The following is a 20,798-nucleotide window of genomic DNA, read 5'->3' on the forward strand; positions in this document are numbered from 1 at the left end:
ATCACTAAACCGAAAGCGAACCCGCCTATGACCCTATTTCTCTCAATCTACTTGTTCTTTTTAGGCTTAATAGTAGGCTCCTTTTTTAACGTTGTTGGGCTAAGGATTCCGATCAAGCTTTCGGTTGTATCGCCGCCCTCGCAATGTCCGAAATGCGGGATGCGCCTTAAGCCGCGTGATTTGATGCCCGTTGCGAGCTACCTCTTGTCCCGTGGAAGCTGCCGCCAGTGCGGCAAACGGATTTCTCCTGTATACCCGCTTGGGGAATTGGCGACCGGTCTTTTGTTTGTATGGATCTATCTTACCTTCGGAAACAGCTGGAATACGGTAATTGGACTGCTCCTTGTCAGCATGTCGGTAATCCTTACCGTCTCCGATTTGAAATATATGCTTTTGCCTAATCGTATTTTGCTCTTCTTTGCTCCGCTATTTATTGTACTTGGATGTCTGTTTCCGATAGGCTCCATCTGGCTTCATATTGCAGGAGCGTTTGCCGGCGGCGGCGTTCTGCTGGCAGTGGTTATTCTTACAAGAGGCGGCATGGGACTTGGCGATGTCAAGCTGCTTTTCCTGCTAGGCTGGATACTAGGGCTGCCGAATTTGGTACCCGCCTTTATATTGGCTTGTTTCTTCGGCAGTGCGATAGGCGGATTATTGATGCTGTTTAAGGTTGTGAAGAGAAAGCAGCCTATTCCGTTTGGACCGTTTTTACTGCTTGGCGCTTTGCTGGCCTTTGCTTATGGCGATGCAATGATAAATTTATACCGTTCAATTCTAATGTAGTGGGATGTGAGAAGGAATGCTCGACAGCAGCAAGCGTGTTGGTCTAACGATCGATCATGGCGGAGTCCGCTACGCGAGAGTAAGGAAAAGGAAAAAGGGCTGGGAAATCGAGAAGACCGGCTTCCTGCCTTTTGCCGATGGAGTCATTCTTGAGGATCAATTCACGAACATGGAAGAGCTTCGCTCCAGTCTGAAGGATTGGGTGAAAAAAGAAAGGCTTAACGGTACTTCGATTACCTTATCCATTCCGACATCGCAAATCATTATCCGGAAGCTTCAGATCGGGACCGTTAATTCAAAAGAGCTGGACCAGCTGATTAATCTTGAAGTCGAGACGGCGCTTCATCTTCCGTTTGAAGACCCGGTCTATGATTATATCGCTGCCGGTTCGGAAGAGCAGTCTACCAATATACTCGTATATGCCTCGCCGCAAAGATGGATCAAGCAATGCATCGAGCTGCTTGAGAGCACCGGGCTGAAGGTGAAATACGCCGAGCTGGCCTCAACGGCTTTTGCCAGAGCGATTCAAGCAAGATACATAGACTCGCTTGACAATACGATGCTGATTCATCTGGATAAGGCGAATGTTGAAGTGTACATGTTCCATGAGGGGCATCCGGTCTTTATGCGGGTCATTAATGAATATGATTACAGCGGCTCCATAGACGGGACTTTTACCCCGGAGCTGATCTCCAGCATTAATGCCGAGATTTCCAGGCTTCTCAGCTTCTATCAATACAGTATTCATGACGGCAAGTCGCGGATAAATCAGGCAATTATTGCCGGCGAGCTGGCCGGGCGTACTCAGCTGGCGGCCGAGCTTCAGCAGGCACAACCGGATATGCGGGTCGAGACCGTCGAGCTGGAATCGCCTCTTCGCAAGCGGGTTCGCAGGAAGCTTGATGAATATATGATCCCGTTTGGTCTTGCCATTCGCGAGAAAACGACCCCAGGCATTAATCTGATGCCGGAGAAAGCCAGAAAGACCAAGCCGATTCCGGCCAAACTGCTGGCTGCAGGCATTCTATGGCTGCTTTGCCTTGGCGCTATACTGGCTCTAAACACGAATAACAGACTTCAAATCTCGGATTACGAGCACACCGTGCAGGTGATCAAAGATAAAACGGCTTTGCTTCAGCAGCAAATGTCGACGCAAAAAACGGAGGCGCAAGCGGATGCGGATCCGCAGGCTGTCGTGAAGTTTATTACCGATAACAGGCAGGATGCCGTTGCCGTTCTGGACGAGCTAACGAATCATTTGCCCTATGCATCCCGGCTAACTACGATTGAATATAACAAGCCCGGAACGCTTTCCCTTACTTTCAAAAGCACGGATTTAACCGCGTTGTCCACGTACTTGACGAGTCTTCGGGCCATGCCGTTTACTCAGAAGGTTCATCTGCAGTCTTTTGCCGATAATAACGGACAGTGGGTAGCAAGCTACGAGATTGCATGGAAAACAGCTTCATCTTCAGACAACAAGCAGGCAGGCGCAGGAGGGACGGACAATAATGGATAATACCAAAAACCGCTCGCTTGGCCTCATCGTGATGATGCTGCTTTTTCTGGTGCTTCTACTCTTGTACGTCGTTTTGCTTCAGCCTTCAAGCAGTAAGCTGTCGGATCAGAAGAAGCTTGCGGAACAATCCCAGCTGCAATTAAATGCTCTTCAGGCTAGCGTGACTAAACAAGAGGAAGGGAGCGGCCTGGCGGAGCAGGATATACAGGCGGCGCTTCCTCTATGGGATAACTCGGAACAGCTTGTTGTTATGCTCAAAAGCTTAAGTCTTCAGACGGGGGCCAAAATAAACAGCGCAACCGTTGATCTTCCGGGTGAAAATAAGCTTAACACTTTATCGGGCAGCGCCGATCCGTTATACCCAACCGTGAAGGAAGTTAACGTGCATGTGTCTTTGCTTGGTACATACGCGCAGGTGAAAAGCTGGATGGCTCAGCTTCAGCAGCAAAAGCGTCTGATTGTTATCAACGACTTTACCCTGCAGCAGACCGACAGCGGAATGAATACGACGGAGCTGTCTTTTACCGCGTATTTTGACCCGTCCTACAAGTCGTTATTAAAGGATCCGATCTTGCCGGCGACGGCCGAATAAGAGAAATCGCACAGCAGTGGAGGTACCCTGAACGATAGGGAAAGCCTTGCTGCTGTCTTCTTTTTTGACGGCTAATATTCATCGGTTCTTCATGCAGGAAAGTTTGATTGTCATACTATTGTCATAGGAAGCAAGGCGAGAACGGTTGTTAGGGGTAACGAAAACGGGCATAATGGAAATTAGTGAAAAATTAAAGAAAAGAGGAACGGCAACATGAGCTATAACGACCGTTTCATTCGGGCATGCCGGAAGGAACTTGTAGACACTGTACCGGTCTGGTATATGCGTCAGGCAGGACGATATGATCCTGAATACCGCAAGATTAAAGAGAAATATTCTCTACTTGAAATTTGCAAGCAGCCAGAGCTTGCGGCAGAAGTTACAATGATGCCGGTACGCAAGCTAGGCGTAGATGCGGCTATTTTATATTCGGATATTATGAACCCGGTCGCTTCGATCGGGATTGATTTCGACATCGTTGCCAATATAGGACCGGTTATCCACAATCCGATTCGCACGGCAGCGGATGTGGAGCGGTTAACGCCAATTGACGTGGAAGGCGATCTGGGCCATGTGCTCGAGACAATCCGAATATTGGACAAAGAGTTGGAAGTGCCGCTAATTACGTTCGCTGGCGCTCCGTTTACAATCGCAAGCTATTTGATCGAGGGCAAACCTTCGAAAAACTATTTGCGTACCAAAGCGCTTATGTATAGCGAGCCGAAGGTCTGGTTCAGCCTTATGGACAAGCTTGGCGATATGGTTATCGCGTATCTTCGCGCCCATATGGCAAACGGCGGCAAGGCATTCCAGCTGTTCGACAGCTGGGTAGGGGCCCTTACGCCAGCCGATTTCAGCAAGTTTGTACTTCCTACGATCGAGCGGATATTTGCCGAGCTGTCGGATCTGCCGCAGCCGAAAATCTACTTCCCGGGCGTAAGTTCGGGAGAACTTCTGCCGGAGCTGCGCAATCTGAAGGCAGACGTCATCGGTCTGGACTGGCGCGTATCGATTCCGGAAGGCCGCCGTCGTCTGGACGGTAAGTACGCGGTACAGGGCAATCTGGATCCGGTTATTCTGACTGCGCCAATGAGCGTTATCGAACAGTATGCGGCAGAGATTATTGACCAAGGAATTCAGCAGCCGGGCTTTGTGTTTAATCTGGGCCACGGTCTGTTCCCGGAAGCTTCGCTTGAGAAATTGACAGAGTTAACGGCATTCATTCACTCCTATTCGGAGAAAGCTATTGTAGCGCGAGAGGGGAAGGAAACGAGCCATGTCTGAGACGAATAACAAGATTGGCGTTCTGGTGATGTCCTATGGCACACCGCAAAGCCTGGATGACGTTGAAGCTTATTACACCCATATCCGCCGAGGTCACGCGCCTACGCCAGAGCAATTGAAAGAGCTGACCGACCGCTACGAAGCAATCGTTGGCGGCGTATTCCCGCTGCGCGAGAATACAAACGGACAAGTGGCAGGCCTGCAGGATAAGCTGGAGCAGCTTGCGCCGGGCCGTTATGTCTGCTACCAGGGATTAAAGCATGCCGTTCCTTATATCGAAGACGGCGTGGAGCAAATGGCACGCGACGGTATCAAGGAAGCGGTAGGGATTGTGCTTGCGCCGCATTATTCGATCATGAGCGTAGGTTCGTATAACAAACGCGCGCAGGAAAAGGCAGCCGAGCTTGGCATTAAGATGTCGTTCGTCAAAGAATACCATCTTCACCCGAAGCTGCTGCAAGCCCTTAGCGAGCGCGTAACGGAAGGTTTGCAGCGTCTGGCGGAATCGTCCGGCAATGCAGCGCCGGTGAAAGTATTGTTCAGCGCGCATAGCCTTCCGGAAAAAATCCGCGAGATGGGCGATCCGTACGAGCATCAGCTGCTCGCTACCTCGGATGCGGTTGCGAAGCTGGCGAACGTAGACGCGCAGGATTGGCAGTTCACTTGGCAAAGCGCAGGCCGTACAAGAGAGCCTTGGCTTGGCCCGGACATTCTGGATACGTTGAAGGTTCTTGCGGATGAAGGGATTAAAGCCGTCTTGGTTGCTCCGGTCGGATTCGTATCCGATCATCTGGAGGTCCTGTACGATCTGGATCTTGAAGCCAAGCAGGCTGCAGCCGAGCTGGGAATTACGCTTGAACGGATTACCATGCTGAATAAAGACCCTTTATATATGGAAACTTTAGCAGAATCGGTTATGGACGCCGGTTCTTTGGAATAGCGAAAGGATGAAGAACATGCGGAGAATCGGAATGGTTGATCGAATTGTCGTAATCGGCGGGGGGATCAGCGGACTGAGCTCCGCTTTTTATTTGCAGCGGGAAGCGGAGCGGCAAGGCAAACAGGTGAAGCTGACGATTGTGGACGGCGCGCCTGTTCTTGGCGGAAAAATTAATACGCTGCAGCGTGACGGGTTCGTCATCGAGAAGGGGCCGGATTCTTTCCTGTCGCGCAAGCTGCCGATTATTGAACTGGCGAAGGAGCTTGGCATCGAGAACGAGCTGACGGCGCAAAACGAAAACGGCAAAACCGCTTATATCATGCGGGACGGCAAGCTTCATGCGATGCCGAAGGGCATGGTGCTTGGCATCCCGACGAATCTCGATACGTTTATGCAGACGACTTTGTTGTCGGAGGAAGGCAAAGCACGTTCGCTTGCGGATTTGGAGATGCCGTCAGAGGCACCGGACGGAGATGAGTCGCTTGGCGATTTTCTATCCCGCAGAATTGGATCCGAGATTGTAAAGCATATTTCGGAGCCGCTTCTGGCCGGCATCTATGCGGGGGATCTCAGCAAGCTGAGCATTCAGGCGACATTCCCGCAGTTTGCGGAGGCGGAACGCCAGTACGGCAGCCTGATTCGCGGAACGCAAATACAGCAAAAGAACAAAGCGCCGCATCAAGCGCCGGATTATTTGCCGGAAGAAATAAAAAACAGCGTGTTCTTGAGCTTTAAAGAAGGTTTGTCTACGATGGTGCATGCCCTTGATAAAGCTCTGCAAAGCGTAGAGCGTCGTCTTGGTGATACCGTTGTGGCAATTAATCCTCTTAATGGCGAGGATGCAGCTTCTAATTACGAGGTTGTTTTAGAGTCCGGCGAGATAGTGCCTGCCGATCATGTGCTGGTTACCGTACCGGCTTTCCATGCGGCAGATTTGCTGGAGCCGCTAGTGGACGTAGCCGAGCTGCGAGCAATCAACTATGTATCCGTCGCGAACGTGGTTATGGCATTTGAAAAATCGACGTTTGACAGAGCCTTTGACGGGTCGGGTTTCCTTGTACCGCGCTCGGAGGGACTTCGCATCACAGCCTGCACCTGGACGTCGAACAAATGGCTGCATACCAGTCCGGGCGATAAAGTGCTGCTTAGGTGCTATGTCGGCCGTGCAGGAGATGAAGAGGTGGCTATGCTTCCGGATGACGAGTTGAAAAAAGCCGTGCTTGAAGATATCCAGAAGGTGCTGGGTATCGATGCCATGCCGATTTTTACGGAAATTACACGAATGCCGCGATCGATGCCGCAATATCCTGTAGGGCATCTGGAGAATACGGCAGCCCTTCGCAATCGTCTGGCGGCAGAGCTTCCGGGCGTATATGTAACAGGCGCAGCCTTCGGCGGAGTAGGATTGCCTGACTGCATCAGATCGGGGAAAGAAGCGGCGCTCGAAATTCTAGCGACTCTATGAAACCTTCGCAATCTAGAACTAACCTTGCTATAATGGAAGGGATATTCTGGCTGGAAGGAGCCGATCCATGTATTCATCCCGTTCTGAAGCACATCAGCATGAAAAACGAAGACGCAAAAAAAGATTTCGCCTTCTGTTAACCGTGAATTTGATGATTGTTGGCCTGATTGTCGTTCTAATCGCGGTTTGGGCCTCTGTCCAGGACGGTGGCCTATTCAATAAGAATAATAAGCCACAGACGGAAGAATCAGCAGCTGCTGGTCATTCCCCAGACCCGACTAACTCTTCCGCAGGCGGTAATTCTTCTGCTGAAGCAAGCCCTGAGGCAAGTGCAGCACCAGTTGAAACGTCCGCAGCCGACAATGGAAATAGCGAGGCGGATAATGGCGGTACGAAAGAAGACAGTTCAAGCGGACAAAGTGACCCAAGCACGTCACCGTCAGGGGGCAGCTCCTCAAGCGGCGGAGCGTCTGGCGATACGGTTAGTCTGGCCTTTGTAGGAGATATTTTGCTGGCGGAAAGCGTCGGCGATATGATGAAGCAATACGGTGACGACTATCCGTACAAGGAAGCTTTATTTCACCTAAGCGAGCCCGATCTGACGGCTGCGAACCTCGAATATCCGGTTACAAACCGCGGAGTCCCTGCCGAAGACAAGCAATTTGTTTTTAAAGGCGATGCGGGCGCGCTGCCGGCACTGAAGGATTCGGGGATCGACATCGTGACGTTAGCGAACAACCATACGCTGGATCAAGGCGTTGAGGGCTTGCTTGATACGATGACTCATTTGAACAAAGCCGGTATTAACCATGTTGGCGCCGGCAAGAACGACACGGAAGCTTTTGCCCCGGTTATTAAGGAAGCTAACGGCATTAAGGTTGCTTATATCGGCGTCAGCCGGGTTGTGCCGACGGGCGACTGGAAAGCAGACAAGAACCGCGCGGGCGTAGCCGAGACCTATGATACAACAAGAACCAAGGCCGCGATCAAGAAGGCGAAGGAAAACGCTGATCTCGTAGTTGTTATGGTCCACTGGGGGATTGAAAAGGCGGAAACGCCGGAGCAATACCAACGTGATTTTGCGCGGGAATATATTGATTCCGGCGCGGATCTTGTAATTGGCAGCCATCCGCATGTGCTTCAAGGGTTCGAGCAGTACAAAGGCAAGTGGATCGCCTACAGCTTGGGCAATTTTATTTTTAGCGCGTATCCAAAAGGTGCTACGGCAGATACAGGAGTACTGAACGCGGTCTGCTCCAAGTCCGGTGACTGCGATCTGAAATTTGACCCGATGAACAACAATCTCGCCCAGCCGAAGCCGGTTGACGGTGACAAAGCGAAGACGCTGCTGGATCATTTAACGGCTTTGTCGTTTGGCGTGAAGGTACGCGGCGACGGCACGATTGCACCGAAATAAGGTAAGCGAAAGGATGGTCAGCGCCTAATGAGAAATGCATGCGTTGCGCATCGGGGCTGGTCCGGACGCGCTCCGGAGAATACGCTAGCAGCCATTCAATTGGCGATTGATGAGCCGGATATCGAGTGGATCGAGCTTGATGTGCAGCTGTCGAAAGACAATGTGCCTGTCGTTATCCATGATTACAAGCTGAAGCGGACAACAAACGGACGCGGCGAAGTGAAAAGCCTGACGGCGGCGGAGCTCCAGGCTTTGGATGCCGGAAGCTGGTTTTCTCCGCTGTACAAGGGCGAAGGCGTACCTTCTCTAAGTCAGGTGCTCGATAAGGCCCGCGGGCGTATCCGCCTGAATATCGAGCTGAAGACGGACGGAGTCCGTTATCCGAAGCTTGAAGATTATGTAGTTGAGTTGCTCAAAGATTACGGCATGGAGGACGAAGTGGTGTTAACGTCGTTCCATACCGGAACATTGTTTAACGTACATAAACGGACTGGTGGCAGCATCCGTACGGGTCTAATCCTGGACGGTTGGCGCAATTCGCTGCCTGTTGAGCTGCAGCAGCTTGGTGCCCAGTTCCTGTCCATCGAGCATGGCCGGCTGAACGCCTCCCGTCTGGAGCTGCTGAAGCAGGCGGGTATACAGGTGATGGCATGGACACCCAACGACGAACGCTCCATCCGCAAGCTGATCGCTTTGGATCCGGAGCTGATGATTTGCACGAATTATCCCGACCGCTGGAAAAAAGCGTTGCAGCAGGTTGGGGTGTAACATAAGCAAGCAGTGGACCCCTGTTGGGCTGAGAACAGTCTGACAGGGGTTTAATCTGACTGGATAAGCGGTTTAGTAAGGTGAAAGTTACGGAGATTTGAAAGGCTGCTGCAAAGGGGCGAGGATTATGGTTGGTTGGGTAGACGAATGGTGGCTGAGGCTGCTTGCGGGTCTTGTCGGGAGCGGTTTGATTGCTGCTGCAGCTTATCGAACACGCTCATTATCAGGCTCGGGAGCATGGTCAGCCATGATCATGGGAACGGGTTTTGTTACGTTAGGCGAGCCGGTCTGGTTCGGCTGCCTGATTGCGTTTTTTGTATCGTCGACCCTATGGTCGAAGTGGAAGAAACGCCACCGGGCCAAAGCCGCCGCGGAAGCGAATTACGAGAAGACCGGCAGGCGCGACGCCGGACAGGTCTGGGCCAATGGCGGCATAGGGCTGTTCTTATGCGCGGGCAATGCGCTTTGGCCGGACACGGCATGGCTGTTTGCGTATATCGGCGTGATGGCCGCCGTAAACGCGGATACTTGGGCCACGGAAATCGGGGCCCTAAGCCGTACCGCGCCGCGGTCGATCACGACCGGCAAGCGGGTAAAGCCGGGCACGAGCGGCGCCGTTACGCCGCTCGGCACGCTTGCAGCGCTGGCTGGCGCCGCCTTCATCGGCGGCGCGGCGGCTGCGCTGCTGGCGCTCCCGCAGCAGGCTGACGCCGCTGCGGGCAGCGCCTCTGGCGGCGCGGCGGCGGTAGTCATCGCCGCCGCTGCCGCCGGCCTGGCCGGATGCTTCGCCGACTCGCTGCTCGGCGCCACCGGCCAGGCCATGTACCGCTGCCGGGTATGCGGCAGCGAGACCGAGCGCGCCGTCCATTGCGGGACGGCGGCAGAGCGGGTGCGCGGCTTGGCCGCGCTGAACAACGACAGGGTAAATCTCCTGTCGTCGGTCTTCGCCGGCCTGCTTGGCTTGGCCATCGGCGCCCTCTTTTAAAACAATCCCCTGCGGAGGATTAGCTGAAAGACAGCTAATTCTCTGCAGGGGTCTTTTTTACTCTTTTTTATGCTTGAACCTACTGGATTTCCGAATTGTTTTCCTATAAAATGGAAATATAAATTGAAACTTTGTTTCATTATATGAAACAATAGGCGGTGAGAGGATGTCTTTCTTATTCACTGGAATTGATCATGTTCAGTTAGCGGCTCCGGAAGGCTGCGAGCGGGAAGCGCGCAGCTTTTTCGGAGATTTGCTTGGCTGGAAAGAGATTGCGAAGCCTCAAAATCTGATTAAACGCGGCGGGGTATGGTTTCAATGCGGAGCGCATCAGGTGCATATCGGGGTTCAAAACGACTTTGTCCCCGCCAAAAAAGCTCATCCTGCCTTTCGGGTGCAGAACTTAAATGCGCTTAGGGAGTATTTACTTCAAGAAGGAATTCAAGTGACGGATGATCATGCGCGGTCTGAAGAAGGGGTGCGACGATTCTATCTAAACGACCCTTTTGGAAACCGTCTCGAGTTTCTGGAGTGGCTCTAAATAATAAGGAATGGATTAGGAGATGACAATCGATGAACAGCAAGGAGCGTTTTTCCGACCGCGTCGATCAGTATGTCAAATACCGCCCGAGCTATTCGGACGAGGTCATTCAATATTTGTACGGGACAATCGGCTTTCGTCCGGAATCGGCTATTGCGGATGTGGGAGCGGGAACGGGCATATTCACCAGGCTGCTTTTGGAGCAAGGAAGCAAGGTAACCGCCGTTGAACCCAACCCTGATATGCGGCAAGCGGCCGTTGAACAATTAAGCGGATATTCCAAATTCCAAGCGGCATCGGGTTCAGCTGAAGAGACCGGTCTTGCGGACCATTCCGTAGATTTTATCGTTTGCGCCCAGTCCTTTCACTGGTTTGACCGTACCGCAGCAAAAGCGGAATTCAACCGGATCCTGAAGCCCGGCGGCAAAGCCGTGCTGATCTGGAATTCGCGTTTAACGACCGGCACGCCATTCCTGGAAGGTTACGACCGGCTGCTGCGGACTTACGGCATTGATTACGAGAAAGTGGGCCACAAAAATATTTCCCAAGACGCCCTTACGCCGTTCTTCAAAGACGGAGAGCTCCATAAGGCAACCTTCCCGTTATTAAGCCTGCTGAATTTTGAGCAATTAAGCGGACGGATGTCGTCTTCCTCTTACATGCCGCTGCCCGGCCATCCTAACCACGAGCCTTTAGTGGCTGAGCTGAAGAAGCTATTTGACTCTACCGAGAACAATGGTCTAATCTCCTTCGATTATGAGACCGAGATCTACTGGGGCGAGGTATAAATTCAATTCCCTCCACGCAAGATTTATTAACTTAATCTCTAACTAGGCGGTTGGCGGATTATGGTATAATGGGGCTTGAATCGGGAGACAAGGAGAAATACGTGATGAAAATAATCGACTTAAGCGTACCTATCAGTCCATCTATCAGAGAGCCTTTGCCTGCCAAAATTGAATATTCGAGCCATGAAGCAGGGGCGCAGCAAGCAGCTGCCATACTTGGGCTTAAGCAGGAGGATTTTCCTGAAGGAAAAGCATGGGCGACGGAAACGGTAACCCTGAATACGCATGCGGGTACTCATATAGACGCGCCATGGCATTACTGGCCTACTTCGGAAGGCAAGCCGGCCAGAACGATTGACGAGCTTCCGCTCGAATGGTTCTTTTCCGATGGTGTATTGCTCGATTTCAGCGCCAAGCCGCCAGGCTACGAGATTACTACGGAAGACTTGAAAGCCGAGTTGGTCCGGATTGGATATACGTTAAAACCATTTGATATCGTCCTGATCCGAAGCGATGCGGACAAACGTTTATACCACGAGCATTATGCCTTCCTGCATGCGGGGGTATCGGCCGAAGCTACGGTCTGGCTGCTTGAGCAAGGCATCAAAGTAGTGGGTACCGACGGATGGGGATGGGATATTCCTCTCAACCTGCAAGCGGAATCGTTCAAACAGGACCCGAGAGAAGGCGTTCTGTGGGCCGCTCATTTTGTCGGCAAGGACCGGGAATATTGCCAGATCGAGAAACTGGCCAATCTGGAACAAATCCCGCAGCCTTACGGCTTCAAAGTATGCTGCTTCCCGATCAAAGTGGAAAAAGCAAGCGGAGGCTGGTCCCGTCCAGTCGCCATTTTACAGGACTAAATGAATGAAGACAGCGGGATCAGCTCCCGCTGTCTTTTTTCATGGAGTCTTCAGGGACGGTCATAATATATCTTTTATCGCCAATTTGACATCCGGTTGCAACGTAGCGTATATTTCCTTCCTCGGTTTTCTCTTGTTCGATATTCGTGCATTCCGTTATGGAGGAGCCTGTATCGCCCCCTCCAAAAGCATCCTCGCTGTTATCGTATACATATTGCAGCTTGGTACCGTCTGTGATCAGATAGATATAGATCGGATCGCCTTCAATTGTCAGTGATGTTATTTTTACCTGATCCGCTTGGTGTTTGATAAAGCTGTTTATGAAGCTCTTCAATTTAGAGACATTATAGTATTTAAAATGTTGGACATAAATTTCATCGCCCAACAGCTTTTCAATGGAGCTTTCAATACCGGAATGGTAGTTGGTTCTCTCTCGGGGGCGTTCGCCGCTAACGTTAGGCTGGTACAGGATTAGGATGTTTTTCACGTTATAAAATAGTGGTGAATTTACGTCCATTACCTTTGTTTGCTCCGCGAAATCGAGTCTTGCTTTTTTTGTATCTTTGGCATTGTCATACACGTACACCATCATTCTCTCTTTACCCGGGAGCGCATAGATAGAAGGCTTCACTTTATTTAGTTTGAGATAGGAGTCTGAAGGGTTAGCGGTCAACTCGATATCGTTTGCCTTTAAAGCTTTAACGATATCCTCTTCTTTTAACGGAGTTTCCTTGTACGCAATACCATCGCTTGAAACAACATGCGGAGCGCTAGAATCGGGCTCGGATTTGCAACCAGCTAGTCCAACAAGCAATATTGCTATGCCAAGCATGATTAAATATCCTTTTCTCCATTTTTGAAGCATTTTATCACCCTTTCTATATCTAAATAGACGCAGGGAATAACTGGAAAGTTTCGCGCTTGTACCAACAAAAAAGACAGACTCACCGAGTCTGTCTTTTATCTTTATTCTTTCTCATCCCTCTACACGAAGGAGAGGAGCTTTTGGTGTACATCGTAAGGAAAGGGTGAAGAGAGAGGGAAAGGATCTCCTGGAGGAGCGGAGCGTTTGCCTTTGGAACTCGGGAATACACCTTTAGGTGTCATTCAAAATTCCCGATTCCAACAGCAGCCGGAAGGAGATCCTTTCCCGTCCTCGGAACCATCCCACCCTCCAAGCAAGCACCGACCGATCCGTTTACTTCGTCAACTCCTCCATCTGCTCAATCAAGCTCTCAAACACGCTCATGGCTTGCTCGATTGGCTCTGGGGAAGACATGTCAACGCCGGCTTTCTTCAGGATGTTAATCGAGAAGTCGCTGCCGCCGCTCCTTAGGAAGCCGAGGTAGCGGTCAACCGCCGGAGCGCCTTCTTCGAGAATTTGCTTCGAGAAGCTTGTTGCCGCGGAGAAGCCCGTTGCGTATTTGTACACGTAGAAGCTGTTGTAGAAATGCGGAATACGCGCCCATTCCATCTCGATATCTTTGTCCACAACCATGTCTTTGCCATAATAAAGCACGTTCAGGTCATAGTAGATCTTGCTCAGATCCTGAGGAGTCAGCGACTCGCCTTGCTCGGTTTTCTCGTGTACGATTTTCTCGAACTCGGCAAACATCGTTTGACGGAATACCGTTGTGCGGAACTGGTCTGCATAGTAGGTCAGCAGGTACATTTTTTCCTTCGGATCCGTAGACTTGTTCAGCAGATAATCCATAAGCAGCGCTTCGTTCAGCGTGGACGCAACTTCCGCAAGGAAGATCGTGTACTGCGCATCGCGGTAGTTCTGATTCGTATCCGAGTAGTACGAATGGAGCGCGTGGCCCATTTCGTGCGTCAAGGTGAACATGCTGTTCAGGTTATCCTTGTGGTTCAGCAATACGTACGGATGCGTACCGAAAGCTCCCCAGCTGTAAGCGCCGCTACGTTTGCCTTCGTTCTCGTATACGTCGATCCAGCCGTTATCGAAGCCGTCCTGCAGCACGGACAAATAATCCTCGCCAAGCGGCTTCAAGCTTTCTTTTACGATTTTTTTCGCGTCGTCATACTTGATTTCCATGTCGAACTCGTCGACAAGCGGAGCGAACAGATCGTACATATGAAGCTCGTCAACGCCAAGCAGCTTTTTGCGTAGGTTCATGTAACGGTACATAAGCGGCATATGCTTATGGATTGTATCGATCAGGTTCGTATAGACGCTCTCCGGAATGTTATCGCCATACAGCGACATGCCAAGAGCGGAAGGGTATTTGCGTGCCCGCGCGTAGAAAATGTTTTTCGTTACGTTCGCATTCAGCGTCGTTGCGAGGGTGTTTTTTAATTTGCCGTATGTATCGTACATCGTATGAAAGGCGTTCGCACGCACTTCGCGGTTTTTGCTTTCCAAGAACTGAATGTAGCGGCCTTGAGTCAGTTCGACTTCCTCGCCGGCTTCGTTTTTCACTTTAGGGAATTTCAGATCCGCATTGTTCAAAATGCTGTAGATCGAACCCGGAGCGGAACTTACGTTGCCGACCTGCGCCATCAGCGCTTCTTCCGCTTTGGACAGGACATGCGCTTTCTGGCGGCGCATTTCTTCCAGCGTATGCTTGAATACCGCAAGATCCTTGTTCTCGATCAAAGCGTCTAGCTCGGCATCGGACAGCGACAATACCTCAGGCGTAATATAGGAGAGGGCTTCTCCGGTTTCCACGCTGATTTTTTTGGCTTTGTCGGACAAAGCCTGATAAGTTGGTTCAGCCGTATCCTCGTGATGCTTCATATTGGAATATACATAAAGCCGTTCTACATGCAGGGAGAGCTCATCTTCCAGCTCGAAGCAGGCTTTTAATTGCGCAGGATCGCTCAGCTTGCCTTCGAATGCTCCGACTTTCTTGATCAAAGCTTTTGCCGCGGCAAACTCTTTGTCCCAGGCAGCCTGGTCGGCAAACAGATCCTCCAGCTTCCAACGGGCTTCTACTGCGGTTTCGGAACGCTTAGGTACGTGATTCATCGAACTCCTCCTCGGTACGGTTATAGATGATTGGTGATATGACGCAGCCTGCTTGCCGGCGTCGGCGGAAGCCGAACCGGGAGCAAGGCATAACGCTAATACGACAGGCAGCCATTTCATTCGCGGAAGATCACCTCGGCAACACAGTTTGTCCTAGTATGTCCGGGGATGCTTCCAATCATGTCCTAAGTTCCCAGTGTAAAGAAGCTGTACACAATGAGGAAAAAGGCGAAAGCGATTAAGACGATCGATACGATTGCCATCCATCTGCGCAGGTGCGGCGCCATGGAATCGCGCTTAAGAATAACAAGGCCGCCAAGCACGAAGGCGGAAATAATAAAAATTGCGTTTACGGAGCCCATCTGTTCCTCCTAAAAGAATTGCAATGCAATTCTGCTTCGAAAGCATATGCTTAAATTTGCGAGCAAATTGCTTCGGAAGCATATGCTTAAATTTGCGAAGCAAATTACGACGAAAGCATGCGCTAGTCTATTGTCTATGCACCGCGTTGTCACGATATGTGTTCGCCGTACAGGTTAAAATTTCCTGCCGGTTTATACTTCTTTCAGCGCTTTCAGAATATTTTCCCGTTCTTCTTCGCGTCCGGCGAATTGCTCGGGTTTGAACCGGTTTTCCGCCCAATGCATCATTTCGGGACGGCTGACGAAGGTATGGGTCTCTTCGCCCCATTGATCGGAAATTTCGCGGACGATCAAGGTTTTGCCTTGAACCTCCACGGTAAGCATATTGTATTTATCGGTTTTAAAAATTTCATGTTTTTTAAACATAGTTGCAAGTCCACCTTTCCTAACCTAGATATACTGTTCATCATAGCCAAATTTAGGGGTGGAAATCAATAATAGCAGATGGTAGAATTAGGCTATTCTGCAAGCAGGCGGAATAATGAGACGAGAAGAGCCGAGATGAGGAGCGTGTTTGAGATGAGTAAGCAGGTTTACGAGCAGGTTGGCGTGGCTATGACATGCCGAGGTTTTGATGAGTATGCGAGAATGTTTGAGTTAACGGAGAGTGAGCTTGCGAAAGGTAAAGTGCTGGATGTCGCCGGTGGCGGATCCTCGTTCACCGCGGATGCAGGAAGCCGCGGATATGATGCGACAGCAGCGGATCCCCGTTATGCGCAGGACACAGGAGCGTGGCTCGAGGAAGCGGCCGCCGAGATCGAGACCTCTACGGCAAAGCTTGATAAGCTGGGGGAGCATTTCGATTGGAGCTATTACGGCAGCCTGGAGCAGCATCGCGAAGGGCGTATACAATCGCTTGAGAGGTTTCGCGTGCATTTGCAATCAGCCGAAGGGCGCAGCCGGTATGTAGCCGGATCGTTGCCGGAGCTTCCGTTTGAAGACCATGCTTTTTCGCTTGTATTATGCAGTCATTTCCTTTTTCTATATGCCGAGCAATTTGGCTTTGAGTTCCACAAGCAATCCCTGCTGGAATTGATGCGGGTGTGCAAGCCGGGCGGAGAGGTAAGAGTCTATCCGCTTTATTCCTTAGGCTGGAAGCCGTACGAACGGATGGATGAACTGCTAGCTGCCGTTAGGGCAAATGGCGGGGAGCCTGAGCTGATGACATCGGGGCTTCCTTTTATTCCGGGCTCCAGTCAATTCCTTCGAATTGCAATTTGTTGATTTTTCCAAATTAGGCAGATATAATGATGTTACTCGTCGTTTCAAGCGGCGGTTATTTTAGGAGGTAGTGAAAGTTGAAGGGAACAGTTAAATGGTTTAACGCTGAGAAAGGCTACGGTTTTATCTCGGTAGAGAATGGCGAAGACGTGTTTGTCCATTATTCCTCTATTCAAGGCGACGGCTTTAAGTCGCTGGAAGAAGGTCAGTCGGTAGAATTCGAAATTACACAAGGCAATCGCGGTGCACAGGCGTCCAACGTCGTTAAATTATAAGATCAACCCCTTATAAGCACGCACGCAAGAGAGCAAAAAGAGATCCTTCTCGATACGAGAGGATCTCTTTTTTTTGCGTTATTAAGAATGATTTCGCGCGAATACATGTTGGCAGAAGAACAGAACCGCCGAGATCAGGGCAAGCACGGCACCCATTTGATAAAAGCTGCTCCGTCCAAAATGCTCGAAGAAATAACCTCCGACCGTACCGCTGATCAGGCCGGCGAGTCCCGACCATACAACGGCATAGACGGCCTGGCCCGAGGAGCGGTACTCGTCGGGGATAAGCTGAGACAAGTAACGGAGCGCCGTCGAGAAATAGATGCCGAAGCTGACGCTGTGCATAAGCTGCGTACTGAGCACGAGACGGGGATCGTCCAGCACGGAAGCCAGCCAGAACCGGAGCATATACATCAGGCAGGCGAATACGAGCAATGGCAGCTCTTTGAATTTATGCCCGTATTTGCCCATCAGGAACAATACCGGAATTTCGCTGATCGCGGAGAACAGCCAGGCCAATCCAACCTGGGAATCCGATGCGCCCATCTCCCGCAGGGCAATGGCCAGGAAGCTTTCGTTCATCCGGTGGCTGATCGAGACAAGCAATATAATGAAGAAGAAAAATAAGATTTCGGGCTTGCGAAGCAATTTGAAAAATCCCGAAAAGTCGATTTTGCGGGTATTGCCATGGTAATCCTTCAAGAAGAACGACAATAGGATCGTGACGGTTATTGTGCCTAGACCTAGCGGCAAAGTCCATTCCGTACCAATCCCTTTCAAGATTAGACCAAACAGGTAAGCCGATATGGCAAAACCAAGCGAGCCAAATATGCGGATTAGCGCATACGGTGTCTTAATGTGCTGGCTGGCAAGCAGGATCAGGCTGTCGCTGAGCGGGTTCATTGGTGTCTGAAAGAAATAAAAGGCCGTCATGACAAGACAGATGAGGGCAAAGTGATGAACCGGGAACAAGAAAGAGATCATAACCAGCTGACCGAACAACAGAACGGTAAGCAGCTTCTTGATCGTCCGGAACCTGTCGCTAGCCATGCCTAGCAAGAGATTTGCAAAGATAGAGATAAAGGGGCCGGTCGAATAAATAATGCCAATCTGATGCGCCGAGAACCCCTGATCCATAAAATATAAGGGGATATAAGAGATGAGCAGAGCCTGCGTGGAATACATCGCAAAGCTGAAGGCTCTTAGCGAAAGCGTATCCCGTTTGACCGTAGCTGCGGAAGGAGCCGCGCTGTCTGAGTGATCCATATGTTTTCCTCCTGAAAAGAATTAACGCGCGTTCTTCGCGATAATTCTTACTTCGTAAGCATGTGCTTATCAAACAACATTGTTTAACAGTATAGCATGATAGGCTGGATTATTGTTTGTCGAAATGGTACATTATTGTCTGGAGGTTCACGAATGTTGATGTATCGGTTTGAGTGGAATGAGCGGCTCTTGATCGCATTGCCGGTGCTTGAAGCGGACTGGGAGCAGTATTCTTCCGTCGAGCAGTTGGACATCGTGGAACGGTGGGAGCTCATTAGGGGAACAATACCGGATCGGGTTATGGAATTTGAGAGAGTTATTAACCGTATGCAGAATCAATTGTACGAGGAAGAGAATTTCGAAGAGTCTTGCCGATTGAATGCGGAGATTGCCGAATACGCTAGCCGGATTAACGACTTGCATATCTGGTACCGTACGAATCAGGAGCTGGATTCCCGCTGGCATACGTAAGGCTGTCTTAGAAGGAGGTGCGTTGTGAGAGTAACGACTTTGTCCGGCAATCGGATACCCGAACGCCCGTTAAAGCTCATGCACCGCGTCTACAAGTACATATTGCCTGAAGTGAATATCGAGCTGCGGAAGCTTCGCAGGCTGGCCGAGCAGATTCCGGATCCCGAGCTTCGGTCGCAGGCCCTTCAGAGCATGGACAGCAAGAAGTTTCATTGCCAAGGCGGCGCGATTTACGCCTCAATGAATTTGGACGAGCGGTACGTTCTAATCCCTCTAATAGTAGCGCTGCAGACGATCAGCGATTATCTGGACAATCTATGCGACCGGAGTACTTCACTGGACCCGGATGATTTCCGTTTGCTCCATCAATCGATGCTGGATGCGGTCGACCCGTCAGCAGCGGTAAAGGATTACTACGCTTTGCGCCAGGAGCGGAACGACGGCGGTTACTTGCATCATTTGGTAAATTTATGTCAACACTGTGTTTCAATGCTGCCTTCGTATGCTGCGGCACAGCCGTACGTTACGGAGCTTGTTGGCTTGTACACCGATCTTCAGGTGTATAAGCATATTCGCAAGGACCTTCGCGAGGATAGTCTTCTCGCTTGGTGGAAGCCGTATGCCGACAGGTATCCCGGTTTATATTGGAATGAATTTGCAGCCGCGACGGGCTCGACGCTAGGCATGTTTATGCTGTTTACGGCGGCGAGCGACAAGACGTTACGTCCGGAAGACGCGGAAGCAATTAAAAATATATATTTCCCGCATGTGTGCGGCCTTCATATCATGCTCGATTATTTGATCGATCAGGAAGAAGACCGAGCCGGCGGCGATTTGAATTTCTGTCATTATTACGACAGTCAGCAGCAGCTTGTAGAACGGATTGTCACGATTGTTAATAGGGCCAGGGAAGATGTGAAAAAACTCCCGTCAGCCGGCTTTCATCGGCTTATTATAGAGGGGCTGCTAGCCCTGTACCTATCCGATCCCAAGGTCCGGACCCAGTCGGATGTGCTGGCCGCATCCCGCAAGCTGATGAAGAACAGCCCGCTTACCCGCCTGTTTTTTTTGGTCAACAGCATCTGGATTCGAAGACAACAGGTTTAGATAAAACTACTTGGAGGAATGATTATGTCATCTGTAAAATCTATTGCTGTATTAACGAGCGGAGGCGACTCTCAAGGCATGAACGCGGCGGTCCGCGCCGTTGTCCGGAGCGCTCTGTATAATGGTCTCGATGTATATGGCGTTCAACGCGGCTATCAAGGTCTGATCAATGATGACCTCTTCAAGATGGATCTTCGCAGCGTAGGCGATATTATCCAACGCGGCGGCACGATTCTTCAAACGGCGCGCTGCAAAGAGTTTACGACGCTTGAAGGACAACAGCGCGGCGCTGAAGTTCTGCGTGCGCGCGGTATTGACGGTCTGGTCGTGATCGGCGGCGACGGTTCTTATCAAGGCGCTAATAAATTAAGCAAGCTTGGCATTAAGACGATGGGGCTTCCCGGTACAATCGACAACGATATTCCGTTTACAGACTTTACGATTGGCTTCGATACGGCTGTCAGCATCGTAGTCGACGCGATCAACAAAATCCGCGACACCATGTCTTCGCATGAACGTTCGTCGGTTGTGGAAGTTATGGGCCGCCATTGCGGCGATATCGCATTGTATGCGGGTCTTGCTAGCGGCGCCGAAACGATTATCGTTCCGGAAGTGCCAATCGACATGGCTGAAGTGTCCGAGCGTATGGAGAGCAACTTTGCGAAAGGCAAACGCCATAGTATCGTAGTTGTTGCGGAAGGCGCGGGACGTGGTGAAGACGTGGCAAGAGAAATTACGAAGGGCTGCGGACTGGAGCCTCGCGTAACGGTTCTTGGACACATTCAACGCGGCGGTACGCCAACTGCAATAGACCGGATTTTGGCAAGCCGTCTGGGCGATTTTGCCGTTCATCAGCTTATGGAAGGCGAATCGGGCAAAGCTTGCGGTATTGTCCGCGGCGAGCTGGTAACGACGGATATTGATAAAGTCGTTAACTCCAAGAAGCCGTTTAATATGGAAATGTACAACCTGGCTCTTCGCCTTTCCCAATAAGACAAGCCTATATAACGAGAATGTAACCCGCCAGAGCAATTGTTGCTCTGGCGCTTTTTTGTTTAAATTGGGTTTACAATGCCGTAGTATTCTTCGGAATGACTAGAAT

At 50.8% G+C, this 20,798-nt stretch carries 22 protein-coding genes; 17 read left to right on the plus strand and 5 right to left on the minus strand.

All coding sequences use genetic code 11. The features are described from left to right. The first annotated feature begins 27 nt into the window (after positions 1-27). The 12 genes from WFJ73_RS02770 to WFJ73_RS02825 all read left to right on the plus strand — a co-directional run bounded on the left by WFJ73_RS02770 (position 28) and on the right by WFJ73_RS02825 (position 11,945). Complete coding sequence (locus WFJ73_RS02770; RefSeq protein WP_336771604.1) at positions 28-783, plus strand: prepilin peptidase; 756 nt, start codon at positions 28-30, stop codon at positions 781-783. Between the two features lie 16 nt (positions 784-799). Further along, on the plus strand, positions 800-2,302 hold the full coding sequence (gene pilM / locus WFJ73_RS02775) for a pilus assembly protein PilM (protein WP_336771605.1): 1,503 nt from the start codon (positions 800-802) through the stop codon (positions 2,300-2,302). Then, a complete protein-coding gene (locus WFJ73_RS02780) occupies positions 2,295-2,894 on the plus strand; it encodes a GspMb/PilO family protein (protein ID WP_336771606.1) in 600 nt (199 codons plus the stop codon). Before pilM ends, WFJ73_RS02780 begins: the two co-directional genes overlap by 8 nt. A 213-nt stretch (positions 2,895-3,107) precedes the next feature. Beyond that, a complete protein-coding gene (gene hemE / locus WFJ73_RS02785; RefSeq protein ID WP_336771607.1) occupies positions 3,108-4,178 on the plus strand; it encodes a uroporphyrinogen decarboxylase in 1,071 nt (356 codons plus the stop codon). Further along, positions 4,171-5,118 (plus strand): ferrochelatase, encoded by a 948-nt coding sequence (gene hemH, locus WFJ73_RS02790; RefSeq protein WP_336771608.1) that lies wholly within the window; start codon positions 4,171-4,173, stop codon positions 5,116-5,118. The genes hemE and hemH overlap by 8 nt, the downstream gene beginning before the upstream one ends. 16 nt (positions 5,119-5,134) lie before the next feature. Next, the gene (gene hemG / locus WFJ73_RS02795) at positions 5,135-6,583 is read left to right on the plus strand and encodes a protoporphyrinogen oxidase (RefSeq protein WP_336771609.1); all 1,449 of its coding nucleotides are present in this window, start codon (positions 5,135-5,137) and stop codon (positions 6,581-6,583) included. Between the two features lie 67 nt (positions 6,584-6,650). Beyond that, a complete protein-coding gene (locus WFJ73_RS02800) occupies positions 6,651-8,000 on the plus strand; it encodes a CapA family protein (protein ID WP_336771610.1) in 1,350 nt (449 codons plus the stop codon). A 27-nt stretch (positions 8,001-8,027) separates the two neighbouring features. Continuing rightward, positions 8,028-8,768 carry a glycerophosphodiester phosphodiesterase gene (locus tag WFJ73_RS02805; protein WP_336771611.1) on the plus strand — a complete coding sequence of 247 codons (741 nt, stop codon included), beginning with the start codon at positions 8,028-8,030 and terminating at the stop codon, positions 8,766-8,768. A 127-nt stretch (positions 8,769-8,895) separates the two neighbouring features. Then, positions 8,896-9,753: a DUF92 domain-containing protein gene (locus tag WFJ73_RS02810; protein WP_336771612.1), complete on the plus strand. Its 858-nt coding sequence runs from the start codon at positions 8,896-8,898 to the stop codon at positions 9,751-9,753. A 166-nt stretch (positions 9,754-9,919) separates the two neighbouring features. After that, positions 9,920-10,294, plus strand: a complete 375-nt coding sequence (locus WFJ73_RS02815; RefSeq protein WP_336771613.1) for a VOC family protein — start codon at positions 9,920-9,922, stop codon at positions 10,292-10,294. Positions 10,295-10,326: 32 nt separating this feature from the next. Then, complete coding sequence (locus tag WFJ73_RS02820; RefSeq protein WP_336771614.1) at positions 10,327-11,082, plus strand: class I SAM-dependent methyltransferase; 756 nt, start codon at positions 10,327-10,329, stop codon at positions 11,080-11,082. Positions 11,083-11,186: 104 nt separating this feature from the next. After that, a complete protein-coding gene (locus WFJ73_RS02825) occupies positions 11,187-11,945 on the plus strand; it encodes a cyclase family protein (RefSeq protein WP_336771615.1) in 759 nt (252 codons plus the stop codon). Positions 11,946-11,964: 19 nt separating this feature from the next. On the opposite strand, the gene WFJ73_RS02830 is transcribed toward WFJ73_RS02825, so the two are convergent. From WFJ73_RS02830 to WFJ73_RS02845, 4 genes are all read right to left on the minus strand, one after another. Next, positions 11,965-12,777 carry a DUF4362 domain-containing protein gene (locus WFJ73_RS02830; protein ID WP_336771616.1) on the minus strand — a complete coding sequence of 271 codons (813 nt, stop codon included), beginning with the start codon at positions 12,775-12,777 and terminating at the stop codon, positions 11,965-11,967. A gap of 366 nt (positions 12,778-13,143) precedes the next feature. After that, on the minus strand, positions 13,144-14,934 hold the full coding sequence (gene pepF, locus WFJ73_RS02835) for an oligoendopeptidase F (RefSeq protein WP_336771617.1): 1,791 nt from the start codon (positions 14,932-14,934) through the stop codon (positions 13,144-13,146). 185 nt (positions 14,935-15,119) lie between these two features. Next, positions 15,120-15,296, minus strand: a complete 177-nt coding sequence (locus WFJ73_RS02840; protein ID WP_164775547.1) for a hypothetical protein — start codon at positions 15,294-15,296, stop codon at positions 15,120-15,122. 192 nt (positions 15,297-15,488) lie between these two features. Continuing rightward, a complete protein-coding gene (locus WFJ73_RS02845) occupies positions 15,489-15,722 on the minus strand; it encodes a hypothetical protein (RefSeq protein ID WP_015843719.1) in 234 nt (77 codons plus the stop codon). Between the two features lie 153 nt (positions 15,723-15,875). Between WFJ73_RS02845 and WFJ73_RS02850 the strand changes: the two genes are divergently transcribed. Then, positions 15,876-16,580, plus strand: a complete 705-nt coding sequence (locus WFJ73_RS02850; RefSeq protein ID WP_336771618.1) for a class I SAM-dependent methyltransferase — start codon at positions 15,876-15,878, stop codon at positions 16,578-16,580. A gap of 74 nt (positions 16,581-16,654) precedes the next feature. Further along, a complete protein-coding gene (locus tag WFJ73_RS02855) occupies positions 16,655-16,852 on the plus strand; it encodes a cold-shock protein (protein ID WP_336771619.1) in 198 nt (65 codons plus the stop codon). Between the two features lie 81 nt (positions 16,853-16,933). Here WFJ73_RS02855 and WFJ73_RS02860 read toward each other — a convergent pair whose 3' ends face one another. Further along, positions 16,934-18,118: an MFS transporter gene (locus tag WFJ73_RS02860; protein WP_336771620.1), complete on the minus strand. Its 1,185-nt coding sequence runs from the start codon at positions 18,116-18,118 to the stop codon at positions 16,934-16,936. Positions 18,119-18,271: 153 nt separating this feature from the next. Here WFJ73_RS02860 and WFJ73_RS02865 point away from each other — a divergent pair, with 153 nt between their 5' ends. From WFJ73_RS02865 to pfkA, 3 genes are all read left to right on the plus strand, one after another. Beyond that, a complete protein-coding gene (locus WFJ73_RS02865; protein ID WP_336771621.1) occupies positions 18,272-18,589 on the plus strand; it encodes a hypothetical protein in 318 nt (105 codons plus the stop codon). Between the two features lie 78 nt (positions 18,590-18,667). Continuing rightward, positions 18,668-19,696, plus strand: a complete 1,029-nt coding sequence (locus tag WFJ73_RS02870) for a tetraprenyl-beta-curcumene synthase family protein (RefSeq protein WP_336772119.1) — start codon at positions 18,668-18,670, stop codon at positions 19,694-19,696. 24 nt (positions 19,697-19,720) lie between these two features. Beyond that, entirely contained in the window at positions 19,721-20,689 is a 969-nt protein-coding gene (pfkA, locus tag WFJ73_RS02875; protein WP_336771622.1) for a 6-phosphofructokinase, read from the plus strand. Positions 20,690-20,798: the final 109 nt, after the last annotated feature.

It is taken from the genome of Paenibacillus sp. MMO-58 (genome assembly GCF_037146255.1).
Taxonomy (GTDB): Bacteria; Bacillota; Bacilli; order Paenibacillales; family Paenibacillaceae; genus Pristimantibacillus.